This is a genomic window from Enterococcus sp., assembly GCF_032555305.1.
Classification (GTDB): Bacteria; Bacillota; Bacilli; order Lactobacillales; family Enterococcaceae; genus Enterococcus_A.
Window position 1 is genome coordinate 36,253 of the sequence record NZ_JAWGOQ010000024.1, and the last position, 17,339, is coordinate 53,591.

Below are 17,339 nucleotides of genomic sequence, written 5' to 3' on the forward strand. Positions count from 1 at the left end.
AAGCGCAGAATTGATTCTGCGCTTTTTATATTGTCAGTTATTTTAAACGAAAGAATTATTGGATTTTTTAATGCTAATTATCACTATAATTAATAGAAAATATTAGTTATTTTGTTATATAATGTTTTTTGAAAATAACGATTAAAAAAAGGAGATTGAATGAAAACTTCTCGACTAAATAAAGAAATCGTCATCGAATGTGCGATGGATCTGGTTTGCGAGTCTGGCATCAATGGACTACGATTAAATAAAATCGCTGATCGCTTGGATGTGAAGTCCCCTTCTTTGTATACGCATACAGGTAGTGTTACAGAATTACGCCAAACAGTCATCGGACGTGCAATGGAAGGATTTCGTGAGCAATTAGTAGACTCCTTATTAGGCAGAGCAGATCTCTGTGCTTTTGTAGAATTAGGGAAAACCTGGGCAGCTTATGCCAAAAATCAACATGCTTTTTATACTGTTTTTTACGAAAAAGAATACATAGACTCTTATGAAAAGAGTATTTCGGTTTTTCTAAGAGCCGCCTTTGAACGAATCTTCTTAAAATGCAACCTGACTGATCAGGAACTGATTCAAGTTGAACGTGTGATGACCAATTATTTCCGCGGTCATGCTGATGGGTTCGCAGACACAAATTTCAAAGAAGCTGAGCTGATCAGCGATTTAGAAATCCTTTATAATGGCATCCTGCAAAATTTTTCGAAAGTATCTCAATAATTTATTTGAGATATTTTTTTTATTAGAATTGATTAGAACTCTTTCTCTTTCATTAATTTCTATGGGAATGGTATAATTTAAGTTAGCATTATGAGTGAAAAATGAGAGGAGCGATTGAATGAGTTTAGGCGGCATTGCAGCAATTATTGCAGCACTCGCATTTGTTGTTTTGGTCATCTTTTTAGTTCGTGTTTTGAGCCAAGTCTCAAAAACGGTCGAAAAGGTTGAGACAACAGTGACTGAGGCTAATACTACGATTGACGTCCTTACCAAGGATGTAGATTTGCTCATGCAACAGGTAGAAGGATTGCTAGTTAAGGGCAATCACCTGCTGAATGATATCAATGGGAAAGTGGAGACGATTGATCCACTGTTTACAGCGGTAGCTGATTTGAGTCAGAGTGTTTCTGATTTAAATACTACGAGTCGAAATCTGGCAGGAAAAGTTGGCGGTGTTGGTAAGAATGCAGCGAAAGCGAGTGTTGCAGGAAAAGTTGGCGCAACAACTATGAGATTCTTTAGAGATCGTAACAAAACAACGAAAACGGAGGGATAAGAATGGCAAAACGTGGAGGATTTTTAGCAGGTGCCTTGATTGGCGGAACAGCAGCGGCAGTAGTCGCATTGCTATTGGCACCAAAATCAGGAAAAGAATTACGTGAAGATTTGGCAGAAAAAACAGATGAGTGGTTAGATTTAGCGTCAGATTATACAGATGATTTTGTTTCTAAGACTGGCGAAATGGGTTCAATCGTAAAAGATCGGGCCTCTGACTTGGGAGATCAAGCAAGTGATCTCGCTTCAAGTGTAAAAGGAAAGGTCAGCGATTCAATGGATGACATGGATGATATTACTTCTGATACTTTAGAAGATCTAAAACGTCAAAGTTCTGATCTGTCTGATCGTTTCCGTAAAGCTGCCGGCGATGCCAGAGATGTTGCTGAAGATGCTTCAGAAGATATCGTGATCGATGCTAAAGAAACAAAAGAAGAAGCAAAAGCGACAGTCGCTGAAGGTGCCGATGATCTAGCGGATAAAGCGAATGAAATCAATGAAGAAAAGCCTGCTTTTGAAGAAGTCAAAGAAGAGCTGAAAGAAGAAGTAGAAAAAAACAATCCGGAATAAAAACGATTCTATTGTAGTCCTCTGTAAGGAGGGCTATTTTTTTGTCCTTTTTTGCCAAAGTGATGTTTGGGAGGATGCTGATTTAGAAAAACAAGGATAAGTAGCTTGCAACCTGCAACCATTGCGTGCGCAACGCCTGCCGTTGCTGTATTCTTGAGTCAAAGTAATCAATAATAGGGGTGTAACAAAAATGGAGATAGGCAAAATGATTCGTGCACAAAGAGAAGAACTGAAGATGACTCAACAGCAGCTAGCAGATCAACTCTACGTTACTAGACAAACAATTTCTAAATGGGAATTGGGAAAAAGTGAGCCTGATCTTATTTCAAGAAAAAATCTGGAAACTATTTTAGCTGTTCGATTCGTCGAGGAGTCTTCTTCAACAAAGAAGGAGGAAGGTTTTATGAAAAAAATTCAATGGTTTGCTGGAGTTGTGTTGTTTGGTGTTTTATTTTTCCCGCTGCGTTTCCTATGGGTCATGCTTCGTCGAAATTGGGAGCATACGTTGATTCGTTTTGTTTTGGTACCTGTGAGTATAGCATTTTCATTATGGTATCTGCATATACTTAAGGATAATGTGTTCTATCTATTCTTAGGTTTGATCTTAGTGGCTTATTTGATCACAAGTTATTACTTTTTCAGTGATAAGAAAACAGCGAGCAACTAATAAATCCCCCTATTCAAATAAGAATAGGGGGATTTATTATTATAAGACGATCAGTTCTTTTGAAGTCTTAGTGAATGGAACGCAACTATCTTTGGTTACGAACAAGCAGTCTTCAATTCTGACGCCGACATCATTTGGCAAATAGATGCCTGGTTCGATCGAGAAGCACATGCCTTCTTTAACTTCCAGGTCATTGCCGCCAACGATTTGCGGAAATTCATGGATCGTTGTACCGATTCCATGGCCTAGACGGTGATTGAAGTATTCTCCATAGCCTTGTTTTTCGATCACATCACGAGCTAGCTTATCCAGCTGTCCACAAGTGACACCAGGTTTCACAGCATCTAGTGCAGCCATATGTGCTTCTAATACGATGTTATAGATATCTTTTTGGTGATCGGTTGGTTTGCCGCAAGCAACAGTCCGAGTCGCATCACTGCAATAGCCATTAACAATCGTACCAAGGTCAAATAGTACAAGTTCGTTTTCTTTACAAGTGTTCTTTCCGGGTGTTCCGTGAGGACTAGCAGCATTTGGCCCAGCTAAAACTTCTGTCGGGAAGGACATTTGTTTGATGCCCTTTTTCTTCAATTCGTACTCGATCTCTGCTACGATCTCCTCTTCAGTCATGCCTGGTTTCACATGTCTAAAACCAATTTCAAAAGCAAGATCAGCGGTTGAGCCGGCTTCGATTAAGCGTTGGCATTCCTCTTCGGTCTTATATAATTGTAATTCTTGAACTAGCGGAGTTAGGTCAGCTGAGAAATCAGCAGCTGGGAAGGCTTCACTTAAGCGCAGGTAACGATCCAACACTAATTGATTCTTCTCTAAGGCGATTTTTTTAGGCGAACCGTAACGTTTTTTGATTTCATCCACGATAATGGCGAATGGGTCCTGACTATCTAAGTATCCCACCACGTCATATTCAAAACTGCTGGCCTTCGCATCTTCTACCTCCAGACCAGGTGCAAATAGAAATGGGTCTTTTTCAAGTGGAATGAATAACGCTAATACACGTTCCATTGGATTACTGTCAAATCCAGAGAAGTAGCCGATATGGCTTGCATCCGATACATAAGCTAAATCTACTTCGTTTGATTGCATCCATTTACGTAATTCTGAAACTTTTTCTTGGTTCATTAAAACATCCTTCTTTCCTTCAGCGTTATTATCATTGTAACACTAATAAATTTTATTGAAAAACGATTCTTATAAAACGCTTACAAAAATTTAAGAAAAAATGTGTAAAACGGTTGCAATCAGTGAAACAACGTGCTATTATCTTTTAGAAATGTAAATGATATTTTCTGAAAACAATTTTAAAGGAGCATATCCATGGAAAAGCAAACAATTACGATTTATGATGTTGCCCGCGAAGCAAACGTTTCAATGGCAACCGTTTCTCGTGTGGTCAACGGCAACCCCAATGTGAAACCAACAACACGTAAAAAGGTGTTAGAAGTTATTGAACGTCTAGATTATCGTCCAAACGCTGTCGCACGAGGACTAGCAAGCAAGAAAACAACGACAGTCGGTGTCATCATTCCTGATGTCAGCAACATGTTTTTCGCATCATTAGCTCGCGGAATCGACGATATTGCGACGATGTACAAATATAATATTATTTTAGCCAACTCTGACGGCGAAGCACAAAAAGAAGTCAACGTGCTGAACAACTTATTAGCGAAACAAGTAGACGGCGTGATCTTCATGGGTCACCGAATCACTGATGAGATCCGTGCGGAATTCTCTCGTTCAAAAACACCGATCGTTTTGGCTGGTTCAATTGACCCTGACGAACAAGTTGGGAGTGTAAACATTGACTACAAAGCAGCAACAAAAGAATCAATCGACTTATTAGCTAAACACGGCAATAAGAAAATTGCTTTCATCAGCGGTGCGTTGATCGACGCGATCAACGGACAAGCTCGTATGGGCGGATACAAAGAAGCTTTAGCTGAAAATGGTTTAGACTATAATGAAGGTTTGATCTTTGAAGCACCGTACAACTTCAAAGAAGGCTTGGCATTGACTGACCGTATCTTGAACAGCGGTGCGACAGCAGCTTATGTGACTGATGATGAATTAGCAATCGGTTTATTGGATGGCTTGATCGACAAAGGCGTGAAAGTGCCAGAAGACTTCGAAATCATCACAAGCAATGACTCATTGCTTACTGAAGTGGCTCGTCCACGTCTAAGCAGTGTGACTCAACCATTGTATGATATCGGTGCCGTAGCAATGCGTCTATTGACAAAAATGATGAACAAAGAAGAAATCGAACAAAAAACGATTGAATTGCCTCATGGCATCTTCGAAAAAGGGTCAACAAAAGAATAAAGGTAAAGTGCCAAAATCAAAAAGTGATTTTGGCACTTTTTTTGATACTCAATAGAACTTGGCGGCTACATGGTAGAAGGATGACGTCTCGCAAAATCGAAGAAGCGGAATTTATCAACCTGATGCCGGCTCTCGGTATATTGAAACTGACGGGCGTCACTGATAAAGACACGACTTTTTACTGAAACGATATTGATATCGTGTTGATTAAGATCCAGCAGATCACGGTCTTCGTCCGTTAAGGCATCGATCGTGATTTCTTTTTCTGCAAAAGAAATATTCAATCCTAATTGGTTCTCAAAATAGCGATAGATCGAATCCTTAGCAATCTCAGTATCTAACTCCGGTACGATCGTAGTTAATAGGATGTCTTTGTCGAGGATGACTTTTTTTTGATCGATCGCTCGAGTACGAATCAATTCCCAGCAGACAGAACCTACTTCGAAGCCGGTCACCTGGGCGTCTCGTTCATTGATTGTAATTTTTTTCAGGCTGACGACATTCGTACTGCTTTCATAACCATAAGAATTCTGCAGCTCCTTGAAGCTGGTCAGACCAGAAACGGGAAAACGTAGTTGTTCTCGCTTCAAGACAAGCGAACCCTTTCCTTGAATTTTTTGAATGTAGCCATTCGCCATTAATAGAGACAAAGCTTTCCGAATAGTATCTCTTGATACATGGTAGGTTTGTCGCAGTTTATTCTCGCTCGGCAGGTAAGAGCCCGCTTCATAAACGCCTTTTAAAATCCCACGCTCGATTGCTTGATAGATCACTTCATAATTTTTCATCGTATCCTCCTAACTTGTCCGTATATGTATATTCATTATACAAATAAGAAAACCAAAAGTAAAACGCTTTCTAATGGATGCTGAAAGATAAAATGAGAAAACTTTTATTTTTTGGTAGACTTGTTGGGTTATTAGCCAACCTGTTGGTACACATAATACCGACATTTAGTTTATAAAACTTGTTACACTCTCTTTAGATTAGAAAGTTCTCATATTTGGTGAGATGCCGAAAATGTAAGCGATTTACAAAAAAGCTTCTACCCTTTATAGTAAATGTATCAGCTGAACTTATCCATACAAGTTAAAATTATTCGGAGGGAAAAAAGATGGGAAAATATGAGAAGGACACAAAGGACCTGCTGGCGGCCATTGGTGGCAAGGAAAATATCTCCGCAGTCACTCACTGTGCCACACGGATGCGTTTTGTTTTGAATGATCCGAAAAAGGCAGATGAGGAGCGGATCGAGGATATTCCCAGTGTTAAAGGAATGTTTACGAACGCAGGTCAGTTTCAAGTAATTATCGGAAATGATGTCGCAGTATTTTACAACGAGTTTGCCGCAGTTTCAGGTATCGAAGGAGTCTCTAAAGAAGCTGCCAAGTCAGCCGCGAAACAAAATCAAAATCCAATTCAACGCGCCATTACTGTTTTAGCAGAAATTTTTACACCATTGTTACCAGCAATTATTGTCGGTGGTTTGATTTTAGGATTTCGGAATATATTAGAAGCTGTACCGATGGGCTGGCTCAATGGGCAGACGATTGTTGAGGCTTCAACTTTTTGGAACGGTGTAAATGGGTTCTTGTGGCTGCCGGGTGAAGCGATCTTCCACTTCTTGCCAGTCGGTATTACGTGGAGCATCGCCCGTAAGATGGGAGCGACAGAGATTCTCGGTATCGTTTTAGGGATCACGTTAGTTTCGCCGCAATTATTGAATGCTTACGCGGTGAATGGTACGGCTGCCGCAGAGATCGCAAAGAATTGGACTTGGGACTTTGGGTTCTTCACCGTTGATAAGATTGGTTACCAAGCACAAGTTATTCCAGCAATGCTGGCTGGCTTCTTACTCGTTTATCTAGAGCGCTTCTTCCGTAAACATATACCAGAAGCAGTCTCAATGATTTTTGTCCCATTCTTCTCATTGATTCCGACGATATTAGCCGCACATATCATTTTAGGACCAATCGGCTGGAAAATCGGAACGGCGATTTCCGCAGTTGTGAATGCTGGTTTAACCTCCAGCTTCAGTTGGTTGTTCGGCGGTATATTCGGAGCATTGTATTCGCCGCTGGTTATAACCGGGCTGCATCATACAACACTAGCAATCGATTCTCAATTAATTGCGGACTTTGGCTCAACAAACTTATGGCCGATGATCTGTTTGTCAAATATCGCTCAAGGAGCGGCAGTTCTAGCGGTCGTATTTGCTCATCGCGGCAATAAAAAAGAAGAACAAGTATCAATTCCATCCGTTATCTCTGCTTGGTTAGGGGTGACTGAACCTGCGATGTTCGGGATCAACCTGAAATATACCTATCCATTTATCGCAGCCATGATCGGTAGTGGTGCCGCAGGCTTATTCGTGACACTATTCAAAGTAAGAGCATTGTCAATCGGAGTCGGCGGGTTGCCAGGGATTTTAGCCATTCGCCCGCAAGACTATTTGATCTTTGCCATCGGTATGGTAATCGCGATTGCTGTTCCATTTTTATTAACCTTAACCTTCCGCCGAATTGGCTTATTCAACAAGCTTGATCGTATGGAAGAAGGCAATGTTCCAACATTAGGTAGTGAAACAACAAAAAAAGCCGGAACAATCGTTGAACTATTCTCACCGATCGCTGGCATGCTGCATCCATTAAGCAGTGCTAAAGATCCAGTTTTTGCCGAAGGAATGATGGGGCAAGGCGTCGTAATCGATCCAAGTGAGGGGAAATTGTATGCACCGTTTGACGGACAGATCAGCCTACTTTTCCCAACCAAGCATGCTATTGGATTAGTCAGCACGGAAGGAACGGAAGTGTTGATCCACATCGGGATCGACACTGTACAGCTGGAAGGGAAACATTTTACCAGCCATGTGAAACAGGGGGACAGCGTGAAAAAAGGTCAGCTATTGATGGAGTTCGATGTTGAGGCGATCAAAGCAGCAGGTTATGAAGTGCAAACACCGATCATCGTGACAAATTCAACTGATTTCCAAGTAGATCCTTTAATGGAAGAAGCAGCTGTTACAAACAATGAAAAAATCTTACTTGCGACAGAACTATAGAAAGCTGGAGGACAACATGAGTTTTAAAGAGAAGGTAATTTACCAAATTTATCCTAAATCATTTTTGGATACGGATCAGGACGGAATAGGTGATCTGCCGGGAATTGAACAAAAAATGCCATACTTAAAGCGATTAGGCGTGGATATGGTTTGGTTGAGCCCAATCTATCCAAGTCCACAAAATGACAATGGCTATGATGTCGCTGATTATACATCAATTAACCCAGTCTTCGGAACGATGAGTGACTTTGAAAGCTTGATGGCAACAGCAAAAGAGCACAACATTGAAATTATGCTGGATATGGTGTTCAATCATGTTTCTACTGAACATGAATGGTTTCAAAAGGCATTAGCCGGTGATAAGAAGTATCAAGATTACTTTATTTTAAGGGATGGGCCCACCGATTGGGTCTCTAAATTTGGTGGAAATGCCTGGGCACCCTTTGGCGATACTGGAAAATACTATCTCCATTTATATGATGTTACACAAGCTGATTTGAACTGGCGAAATCCACAGGTACGTGAAGAATTGTTTGAAGTACTGCGTTTTTGGATGGATAAGGGCATTAAAGGCTTCCGTTTTGACGTGATCAATGTAATCGGCAAGGATGAAGTATTGGAGGATTGTCCAGAATATGATGGCAAACCAGCGTATACTGATCGTCCAATCGCTCATGAGTTCATTCACATGATGAATCAAGCCACTTACGGGAAGGATAATGAAATCATTACGGTTGGTGAAATGAGCTTTACCACTATAGAGGATTGTATATTATACACAAATCCTGAGCGCGAAGAATTGAATATGACCTTCAATTTCCATCATTTAAAGGTGGATTACGAAAACGGGAAAAAATGGACCCAAATGCCATTTGATTTTGCTAAGCTGAAAGAATTGTTTCATACGTGGGGAACGCAGATGAGCGAGGGAAGCGGCTGGAACGCACTTTTCTGGAATAATCACGATCAGCCGCGAGCACTAAACCGTTTCATTGATGTGGATAACTATCGAGTCGCTGGCGCTAAAATGTTGGCTAGCTCGATTCATTTAAATCGCGGAACTCCTTATATTTACATGGGAGAAGAGATTGGCATGCTGGATCCGGACTTCGACACAATGGAACAATATGTCGATGTTGAAAGCCTAAATGCCTATCAGGAGCTGCTAGCCGCTGGAAAATCAGAACAAGAAGCTTTTAAGATTGTCAAAGCGAAGTCTCGTGACAATTCTCGCACACCGATGCAATGGGACAGCGGAGAATACAGCGGTTTTTCAAAGGCTACTCCATGGTTAGGGGTTGGAAAGTCTGCTGATGAAATAAATGTAGCGAAAGAATTACAAGAAGGTTCGATCTTTAATTATTATCAACGGTTGATCAAGCTGAGAAAAGAGTACCCGGTGATTGCGAGTGGCAGCTATGAAGCCTTTTTACCGGAGCATCCACAGATTTACGGTTATGTTCGTCGACTAGAAGATCATTCATTATTGGTTCTTAATAATTTCTTTCCACAGGAGACGACGATTGCACTGCCCGAGGAGTTTTTATCAGGTAAAGTACTGATTGGAAATTATGATACAGAAACTCCTGAACAAAAAATGACATTAAAACCCTATCAAACGATTGCAATCTATCGTTAAAAAACGCGTGAGCAAAAATGCTCGCGCGTTTTATTTCGTTAAATCGACTCGTTTATTCACCAAGTAAATCAGTATGCCACCTAATGACATAGAAAGTAATTCACCTAAACCGATAATCAGCCAATTGAAGAAAAATGGTGCTTGATAGAAGAAGGTCAATTGACCTGCGACTGTAAACATCGAAAAGGCGAAAATCAAAGCGGTGATGATCATTTTTTTCTTAAGACTGGTGATATTTTTAGTAACACCACGACAGATCAGCAAAACAATCAGTGTGGAGATACTGCCGAATAATACATCGACGATACCAAGTGGGGAAGCCAAGTTTGCGATTGCTACTCCTAGGGTTACTGCGATGGTATAGCGTTTGTTGAAAAGTGGTAGGAAGTTGAACATTTCCGCAAGGCGGAATTGAATCGCGCCAAAACTAATGACGGATAGAACGATCGTAACAGCGACATAAAGTCCTGTCACAACAGCCATTTTGGCTGTGTCAGTGGTAGTCCAGCGTTGTGCTGTACTTTTTTCAAGATGCATTTTATCATTCTCCTTTACAAGACAGCGTCTCGTTAATAACTGCGACCAAAGGATTGAAGTGCCGCAGTGCGAATTTCTCGCTAACCTATATCTTAGAGGATTTTAAAATAATTGCAAGCTATTTTAGCAACCAACCGCCGTCGACTGGTAAAATATTTCCCTGCATATAACGAGCCTCTGCACTTGCTAAGAACAGGGTTGCATAGGCTACTTCTTCAGGCTTTGCCCAGCGTTTGACAGGTGTTTCTTCAGCGACCCATTTGGCCATCTGACCATCACCGATAAAGTCAGCCTGATTCATCGGGGTCCTAATCGCTCCAGGTGCGATTGCATTGATATGGAGCCCTTTGTCCGCGTAATCCAAAGCGAGTTGCTTAGTAAATCCGACGATCGCATGCTTGCTAGTGGTGTAGGCGATGCCGCCACCGCCTGCCACTAGACCTGCGATTGAAGCCATATTGATGACTGTTCCATGATTATCCAGCAGATCAGGTAGTAATAATTTAGTCAGTGTGAACATACTTCTCACATTAATCTCGTAAATTTGCTCCCACAGCTCTTCGCCTGTTTGGTCCAGCGGCAAGTAGTCATCCAATACGCCAGCAGTATTTAGCAGGATATCGACTGTGCCAAATACTTCGTGACATTTTTTGATTGCAGATTGCAGTCGTTTTTTGTCTCGAACATCTCCAATCAAGAATTCAAAACGATCGGGAAAACTATCCTTTAATGTTTGTAGACCCGCTGTTTGTTGGTCAAAAGCGAAGACCAGTGCGCCGGATTCCAAGAAAGTGGAAGCTTGAGCCGCGCCAATACCGGAGGCTGCACCTGTGACAAAAACGATTTTATTCGAAAAATCGAAGCTCATCATTCAACGATCTTCCAATCTTCTGCCAAGATATCGCAAACTGTTGGAGCAAAGCTTGAGAAGCCTTCGTCTGCCGTTTTGATCAAGAAATAGGGAGTAACTGGTGAACCGTCAAAAACTTCTCCTTCAACCAAGGTCACGTATAATTCAAAACCACCCCAGCCTGCGCGGATAATCTTCGCGCCTTTTTTTAATTCAGGTAAAATTTCTTCAAATGTCATTTTTTTTCCTCCATTTCAAAATGATTTCTTTTGCTAGAATACCAAAAAGCAGGACCGGCTACAAGACGGTCGTCAGAAGTGGGCCATGCTGCTAATTAGTAAAGGGAAAGAAAAAAGGCAAAAAGCTGATTGTTCAGCTTTTTGCCTTGAGAAGATTAGTCATCTGTCTTTGCATCTTCATCTTCTTTGTCTTCTTTTTCTTTGGCATTTAGTTTGTTACGGGTGTTCCAATATGTCTTGTAATCATCGTCATTGCCGCCGATACCAAATTCATAGGAGTTTTCTGCCGGACCGTCTTTCGCCCAAAGGGAAGTAGCTTCGCCGCTTGGTACTTGATAGTTTGTTCCATTATGGCTGACTTTTCCAGGTTTCAAGCCGGTGAAATCAGATACCTTGATTTGTTTGACATCATCCGATAATTCAAATTTTTCGTCTTCTCCAAAGACACTTGGATTGACTTGATAGATACGACCAGCCAGATACGCCATGTAAGTCGCTGTCCGATTTCCTGCATTATCACCCAACATCGGTTTATTATCATCCCGACCAGTCCAGGTACCTAATGTGATGGTAGGTGTTGAGACAATCAACCAGTTGTCGGTATAGTTATCAGTCGTCCCGGTTTTACCAACCCAGTCAGCCGTACTTAGCGAATAATTTACGCCGCTTAGAATAGATTTGAATGGGGTGGTATGCTGTTCATTTATGACACTGCGCATCATGTCGTTCATGATGGATGCAGTTGCTTTTGAATACACTTGAACGGGTGCTTCCTTATGCTTATAAATTTCTTTTCCGGTACTATCAGTGATCGATTCGATTAGGTAGCCCTGCTGATAGACACCGCCATTAGCTAACGTTTGGAAGCCGTTGACTTCAGTTAAGGTTGAAACATTGGTTGTTCCTAAAGGTGCGGCTTCAACACCCCAGTCATGAGAAGAAGGATAGTTCATTTTCTTCAAGTAATTGTCATAGGCAAATTGATCAGAGCCTTTGTTCGACAGCAGGTCTTGATAGACATGGTAGGCGGTAATGTTTGTCGATTGAACCAAGGCCTGACGGGCTGTTTGGAAAGTCTTAGACCCTTTATTCTCGGCATTTTCTAATTCCTTACCAGCATCTTCACCGTGTTGATACTTCATAGGGAAATCGGCGATTCTTGTTTGACTGCCTAATAAGCCTTGATCGATTGCTGGTCCGTAGACTAACACTGGCTTGATCGATGAACCAGCTTGTCGCGCCGTATCAAAGGCATGATTGTTTTGGTTCGTGTTGTAATCGCGACTGCCGATGAAACCATAAATGCGGCCGGTTTTGTTGTCCATCATGACCGTACCTGGTTCGATCGTAGCACCGGAGCCATCATCCAAGTACTGGCCATATTCAGCGACCCCTAGTTGCATCGCGTCATAAATATTTTTATCAATCGTTGATTTAACCACTAAACCTTGATTTTGCATTTTGACTTTGGCTTGTTCGACGTAGCGATTGCGAACGTCTTCTTTGTTGTAGTCGGCATCACTGACGCCATCTTCCTTCGCCTGCTGCTTCGCTACGATGCTGATTGCTTCATTATAAACAGTGTAGTATAGGAAGCCATGTTGCTGAACTTCTACATCTTGACGTCCTTGGAAATCTTTTGCCAGATCGTAATTTTTAGCATCTTCATATTCTTTCTTGGAAATCATTTGTTCTCGGTACATATTGAAGAGCACATCATCTTTTCGATCCATTCCCAGTGAATAGTCTTGTTTCAAATCTCCCGTGTTGGTATAGGGACTATAAGATATAGGACTTTGCGGCAATCCAGCGATAAATGCGGATTGTGGTAAATTTAAATCCTTTGCATGGACACCAAAAATACCAATAGCTGCTTCTTCAACACCAGCAATATTCTGACCTTTGTTATTACGGCCAAAGGGTGAGACATTCAAGTAGGCAGTTAAAATTTCATCTTTGCTTAGATATTTCTCTAAATCTAAAGATAAGACGATCTCATTTGCTTTTCGCTTGAAGGAAGTTTCATTGGTCAATACTTGTTGTTTAATCAATTGCTGCGTTATTGTTGAACCACCAGAACCAGCACCAAATCCAACGACCTCCCCTAACAAGGCACGTACGACAGCTTTTGGAACAACTCCTTGGTGCTCATAAAAGTTTTCATCCTCGGTCGCTACTAACGCTTTTTTTACCCACGGAGAAATTTCATCAGAATTGATTTTTTCGCGAATTGGATCTGCTTGGATCGTCGCAATTTCGCGATCATCTGAATAGAGTAATTTTGACGATTCCGCGATATCGCCGACTTTTTGCTTCATTTCTGATTTTGTCGGCGTCGGTGTCCCTTCGACAAGATGAGCAAAATACCCAGCGCCGATCCCGACGACGAGCATGCCGCCTAAAAAGAGCACGACAATGAAGCCCAGTAACAAGGACTTAATCACTCGTAAAGAGACGTTAAGTGCAAAAGGCCCTCCAAGACTAGTTCTTGATTTGCTTTTGCTGCTCTTTTTCGATTGCTTATTTATTTTTTTCTTGTGAGCCAAAAAGTCCACCTCATTAGATTCTACATTTTAATTATCTGTTGAATTATAGCAAAGTTTTACTTCTATTAACAAGCGGATGCAATGTTTGTAATCAAAACTTCAACTAATTGTTAAGTAAAACAAAACAAGCATTATTATATTGTGAGTGATCATTTTAGAATATGTCCGATTCTAATGGGCTAGAACTTGGAATAAATCTGACGAATGGCTTTTATTTCCGTGTTTTTTCAGTTAATATGGGAAAGTATAAATCATTTAGGAATGATATGCGTAATGAGCATATGCCTAACATTTTGTTAGCGCATCAAGAATAATTAGGAGGAAAAAACATGCATTCAGACTTTTTTCAAGAACTAAAAGCCCGTGGAATAATTTTTCAAGTAACAGATGAAGCAGCTCTAGAAAAACAATTAAACGAAGAGTCTGTTAAACTATATATCGGCTTTGACCCGACCGCAGACAGCCTGCACATTGGTCATTTACTACCGATTTTGACGTTGCGTCGTTTCCAACAGAACGGACACGTGCCGATCGCTTTGGTTGGTGGTGGTACTGGAATGATCGGAGACCCTTCATTTAAGGATGTAGAACGTCAATTGAATACGTTAGATACTGTTCAAAGCTGGTCGCAAAATATTAAGAGTCAGCTTTCAGGGATTATAGACTTTGAAAGCAAGGAAAACCCTGCAATTATCGCGAATAACTACGATTGGCTTAGTGAATTAAAAATGATTGATTTTTTACGTGATGTTGGTAAAAACTTTACGATCAATTACATGATGAGTAAGGAAAGTGTTAAACGCCGGATCGAATCGGGGATTTCTTACACAGAATTTGCGTACCAATTGTTACAGGCTTACGACTTTTACGAACTAAATAAACGCTATGGCTGTTTATTACAGTTGGGCGGCAGTGATCAATGGGGCAATATCACCTCAGGAATCGAATTGATCCGTCGTGAAGAAGGCAAACAAGCTTTTGGTTTTACCATGCCTTTGATCACAAAAGCCGATGGGACTAAATTCGGTAAAACAGAAGGAAATGCGGTTTGGTTAGATGGAGAAAAAACTTCACCATACGAATTTTACCAATTCTGGATCAACACCGATGATCGTGATGCCGTCAAATTCTTGAAATTCTTCACGTTCCTAAGCTTAGAAGAGATTGACGCAATTGAAGCTGAATTCACTGCGGCGCCTGAGCAACGAGCAGCCCAAAAAGCGTTGGCTAAAGAAGTGACTGTTTTGGTTCATGGTGAAGAAGCGTATAATCAAGCTGTGCATATTTCTGAAGCACTATTTAGTGGTAATGTAAAAAACTTGAACGCTGATGAAATCAAACAAGGATTCAAAAATGTACCAAGCTACCAGGTTCAAGCGGAAGATGACTTGAATTTAGTTGAAATCCTATTGACAGCAGGGATTGAAAAATCCAAACGTCAAGCACGTGAAGACATCAATAATGGAGCAATCTATGTCAATGGCGATCGTGTACAGGATGTAACTTATACATTAAGTGATCAAGATAAGCTGTCAGATGAGTACATCGTTATTCGTCGCGGCAAGAAGAAATATTTTGTCTTACAATTTTAGTTAAAATTATGGAAGGGATTGTACCATTTTTTGGAGCAATCCTCTTTCTATGTAGTAATAGAAAGCGTTTTAAAGATTAGATGAGTCTTAGTTTCTTTTTTTGCAACCTATTAGGATAAAAAGAATCAAGCTATAGGCAAGTCACTTAATACGATATAGGAGTGAGTGTGTGGGAGCAGTTTTATTAAATTCGTTGGGATTATTTGTTATTATCGTAATAGGCTATTTAACGAAGCGCTTCAACGTTTTGATGAAGGCAGATGGTTCGATGATCTCGAAAATCGTTGTCAATGTCACGTTGCCGGCAGCGATCATTGTGAATCTGCAATCCTTGGTGGTAAAGAATCAATTGCTGTTGCTGATTTTAGCTGGATTACTGTTAAATCTCGTGATGATCATTATTGGCCATTTGTTATCAAAGAAGCAGGAACGAGTCGAGCGAGAGTTCTTAATGTATGGAGTTTCTGGCTATAATATTGGAAATTTTGCAATCCCCTTTGTCCAAAGCTTCATGCCGCAAGCGATTCCGATCTTATCCTTTTTTGATATCGGTAATAGTGTCATGCTGGCAGGTGGGTCAAATGTAGTGATCGAGGGTATCAGCGGGAGCAACATGGGAAGTCCCGGTGCTAAAAAGGTTCTCAGTCGTTTGTTTCGTTCGGTTCCGTTTCTTTGCTATTTGATCATGCTGTCTTTACGAATCTTGCAGATAGATCTGCCACAAGCGTTCTTTCAGATGGCACAGCCGATCGCAAATGCGAATACCTTTTTATCGATGTTTATGATTGGCTTGTTTTTGGAGCTTCGTTTACCGAAAAAGGATCTAACTTTAGTGGCTCGTGTCTTAGCGATTAAGTATGGGGCTGGATTACTACTGACAGTTCTATTCATGCTGCTGCCATTACCGGCTATCATCAAAGTCGTTTTATGTCTTGTTTCAGTCGGACCGATTCCGACATTTGGCGTGATCAATAGTGTGGCTGCAGGAATGCGAGCGGAAGTGGTTGGGTTTACCTCGTCTCTAAGTTTTCTGATCAGTTTGCCGTTGATGACGAGTCTAATGTTATTCCTATAAAATAAAAAATCTGGAGGTTTTTATGTTAATTGGTTCTCATGTAAGTATGAAAGGAAAAGAAATGCTACTGGGCGCAGCGCAGGAGGCAGCCAGCTATGAAGCATCAACGTTTATGATCTATAGCGGCGCACCGCAAAATACCCGCCGCAAGCCGGTTGATGAAATGAATATTCCTGCGGGAGAGGCATTCATGAAGGAGCACGGTCTGTCGAATATCGTCATGCATGCCCCGTATATCATTAATCTGGGCAATACGAAAAAGCCGGAGATGTTTCCATTCGCTATTCAATTTTTACGGGATGAAATCATGCGAGCAGAGGCTTTAGGGGCGATGCAGATTACTTTGCATCCTGGAGCGCACGTTGGCGCAGGCGAAAAGGCTGGTTTGGATCAAATCATCAAAGGATTAAATGAAGTACTGACCAAAGATCAACGCGCGCAAATCGCTTTGGAAACTATGGCAGGAAAAGGAACAGAGCTAGGCAAAACCTTTGAAGAGCTGGCGTATATCATTGATGGGGTGACGTTGAATGAAAAGCTTTCGGTCACGTTTGATACCTGCCACACAAATGATGCAGGTTATAATGTGAAGGATGATTTCGATGGTGTACTAGAAGAATTTGATCGCGTGATTGGCTTGGATCGTTTAAAAGTGGTTCACGTAAATGATTCGAAAAATCCGATGGGTTCCCACAAGGATCGTCATGCGAATATTGGTTTTGGCACGATTGGCTTTGACGCGCTGAATTATATCGTGCATCATGGAAAATTGACCGATCTAGCCAAGATCCTGGAAACACCATATGTTGGAGAAGATAAAAAGAATACTAAACCGCCTTATGGCTTTGAGATCGCGATGCTGCGATCACAGCAGTTTGACCCTGATCTACTAGCGAAAATACAGGCACAATAATGATAAAAGCACCTACTCAATGTGACGAGCAGGTG

Annotated in this window: 16 protein-coding genes; 10 read left to right on the top strand and 6 right to left on the bottom strand. The window is 41.2% G+C overall.

The genetic code is table 11. From position 1 onward, the window contains the following. Window positions 1-159 precede the first annotated feature (159 nt). The 4 genes from E6139_RS16240 (at window position 160) to E6139_RS16255 (ending at window position 2,512) form a co-directional block, all read left to right on the top strand. Entirely contained in the window at window positions 160-720 is a 561-nt protein-coding gene (locus E6139_RS16240) for a TetR/AcrR family transcriptional regulator (RefSeq protein WP_316404247.1), read from the top strand. 118 nt (window positions 721-838) lie between these two features. After that, entirely contained in the window at window positions 839-1,276 is a 438-nt protein-coding gene (locus tag E6139_RS16245) for a DUF948 domain-containing protein (RefSeq protein ID WP_316404249.1), read from the top strand. Between the two features lie 2 nt (window positions 1,277-1,278). Further along, on the top strand, window positions 1,279-1,845 hold the full coding sequence (locus E6139_RS16250) for a YtxH domain-containing protein (RefSeq protein WP_316404251.1): 567 nt from the start codon (window positions 1,279-1,281) through the stop codon (window positions 1,843-1,845). A gap of 190 nt (window positions 1,846-2,035) precedes the next feature. Next, window positions 2,036-2,512 (top strand): helix-turn-helix transcriptional regulator, encoded by a 477-nt coding sequence (locus tag E6139_RS16255; protein ID WP_316404253.1) that lies wholly within the window; start codon window positions 2,036-2,038, stop codon window positions 2,510-2,512. A gap of 39 nt (window positions 2,513-2,551) precedes the next feature. On the opposite strand, the gene E6139_RS16260 is transcribed toward E6139_RS16255, so the two are convergent. After that, window positions 2,552-3,652, bottom strand: a complete 1,101-nt coding sequence (locus tag E6139_RS16260; RefSeq protein ID WP_316404254.1) for a Xaa-Pro peptidase family protein — start codon at window positions 3,650-3,652, stop codon at window positions 2,552-2,554. Window positions 3,653-3,847: 195 nt separating this feature from the next. Between E6139_RS16260 and ccpA the strand changes: the two genes are divergently transcribed. Next, window positions 3,848-4,852, top strand: coding sequence for a catabolite control protein A (ccpA, locus tag E6139_RS16265; RefSeq protein ID WP_316404255.1), 1,005 nt, complete (start codon window positions 3,848-3,850; stop codon window positions 4,850-4,852). Window positions 4,853-4,917: 65 nt separating this feature from the next. Here ccpA and treR read toward each other — a convergent pair whose 3' ends face one another. Continuing rightward, entirely contained in the window at window positions 4,918-5,640 is a 723-nt protein-coding gene (gene treR, locus E6139_RS16270) for a trehalose operon repressor (RefSeq protein ID WP_316404257.1), read from the bottom strand. 326 nt (window positions 5,641-5,966) lie between these two features. Between treR and treP the strand changes: the two genes are divergently transcribed. Then, the gene (gene treP, locus E6139_RS16275) at window positions 5,967-7,913 is read left to right on the top strand and encodes a PTS system trehalose-specific EIIBC component (RefSeq protein WP_316404259.1); all 1,947 of its coding nucleotides are present in this window, start codon (window positions 5,967-5,969) and stop codon (window positions 7,911-7,913) included. Between the two features lie 16 nt (window positions 7,914-7,929). Beyond that, the gene (gene treC / locus E6139_RS16280; RefSeq protein WP_316404260.1) at window positions 7,930-9,552 is read left to right on the top strand and encodes an alpha,alpha-phosphotrehalase; all 1,623 of its coding nucleotides are present in this window, start codon (window positions 7,930-7,932) and stop codon (window positions 9,550-9,552) included. A gap of 30 nt (window positions 9,553-9,582) precedes the next feature. On the opposite strand, the gene E6139_RS16285 is transcribed toward treC, so the two are convergent. From E6139_RS16285 to E6139_RS16300, 4 genes are all read right to left on the bottom strand, one after another. Continuing rightward, entirely contained in the window at window positions 9,583-10,089 is a 507-nt protein-coding gene (locus tag E6139_RS16285; RefSeq protein ID WP_316404261.1) for a QueT transporter family protein, read from the bottom strand. A gap of 118 nt (window positions 10,090-10,207) precedes the next feature. Next, window positions 10,208-10,960, bottom strand: a complete 753-nt coding sequence (locus E6139_RS16290; RefSeq protein WP_316404263.1) for a 3-oxoacyl-ACP reductase — start codon at window positions 10,958-10,960, stop codon at window positions 10,208-10,210. Then, entirely contained in the window at window positions 10,957-11,178 is a 222-nt protein-coding gene (locus E6139_RS16295) for a DUF2829 domain-containing protein (protein WP_316404264.1), read from the bottom strand. Before E6139_RS16295 ends, E6139_RS16290 begins: the two co-directional genes overlap by 4 nt. 155 nt (window positions 11,179-11,333) lie before the next feature. Next, complete coding sequence (locus tag E6139_RS16300) at window positions 11,334-13,724, bottom strand: transglycosylase domain-containing protein (protein ID WP_316404265.1); 2,391 nt, start codon at window positions 13,722-13,724, stop codon at window positions 11,334-11,336. Window positions 13,725-14,053: 329 nt separating this feature from the next. On the opposite strand from E6139_RS16300, the gene tyrS reads away from it, so the two are divergent. The 3 genes from tyrS to E6139_RS16315 all read left to right on the top strand — a co-directional run bounded on the left by tyrS (window position 14,054) and on the right by E6139_RS16315 (window position 17,304). Continuing rightward, window positions 14,054-15,316: a tyrosine--tRNA ligase gene (gene tyrS, locus E6139_RS16305; RefSeq protein WP_316404267.1), complete on the top strand. Its 1,263-nt coding sequence runs from the start codon at window positions 14,054-14,056 to the stop codon at window positions 15,314-15,316. A 169-nt stretch (window positions 15,317-15,485) separates the two neighbouring features. Then, the gene (locus tag E6139_RS16310; protein WP_316404268.1) at window positions 15,486-16,391 is read left to right on the top strand and encodes an AEC family transporter; all 906 of its coding nucleotides are present in this window, start codon (window positions 15,486-15,488) and stop codon (window positions 16,389-16,391) included. A 22-nt stretch (window positions 16,392-16,413) separates the two neighbouring features. Continuing rightward, window positions 16,414-17,304 carry a deoxyribonuclease IV gene (locus E6139_RS16315; RefSeq protein WP_316404269.1) on the top strand — a complete coding sequence of 297 codons (891 nt, stop codon included), beginning with the start codon at window positions 16,414-16,416 and terminating at the stop codon, window positions 17,302-17,304. Window positions 17,305-17,339: the final 35 nt, after the last annotated feature.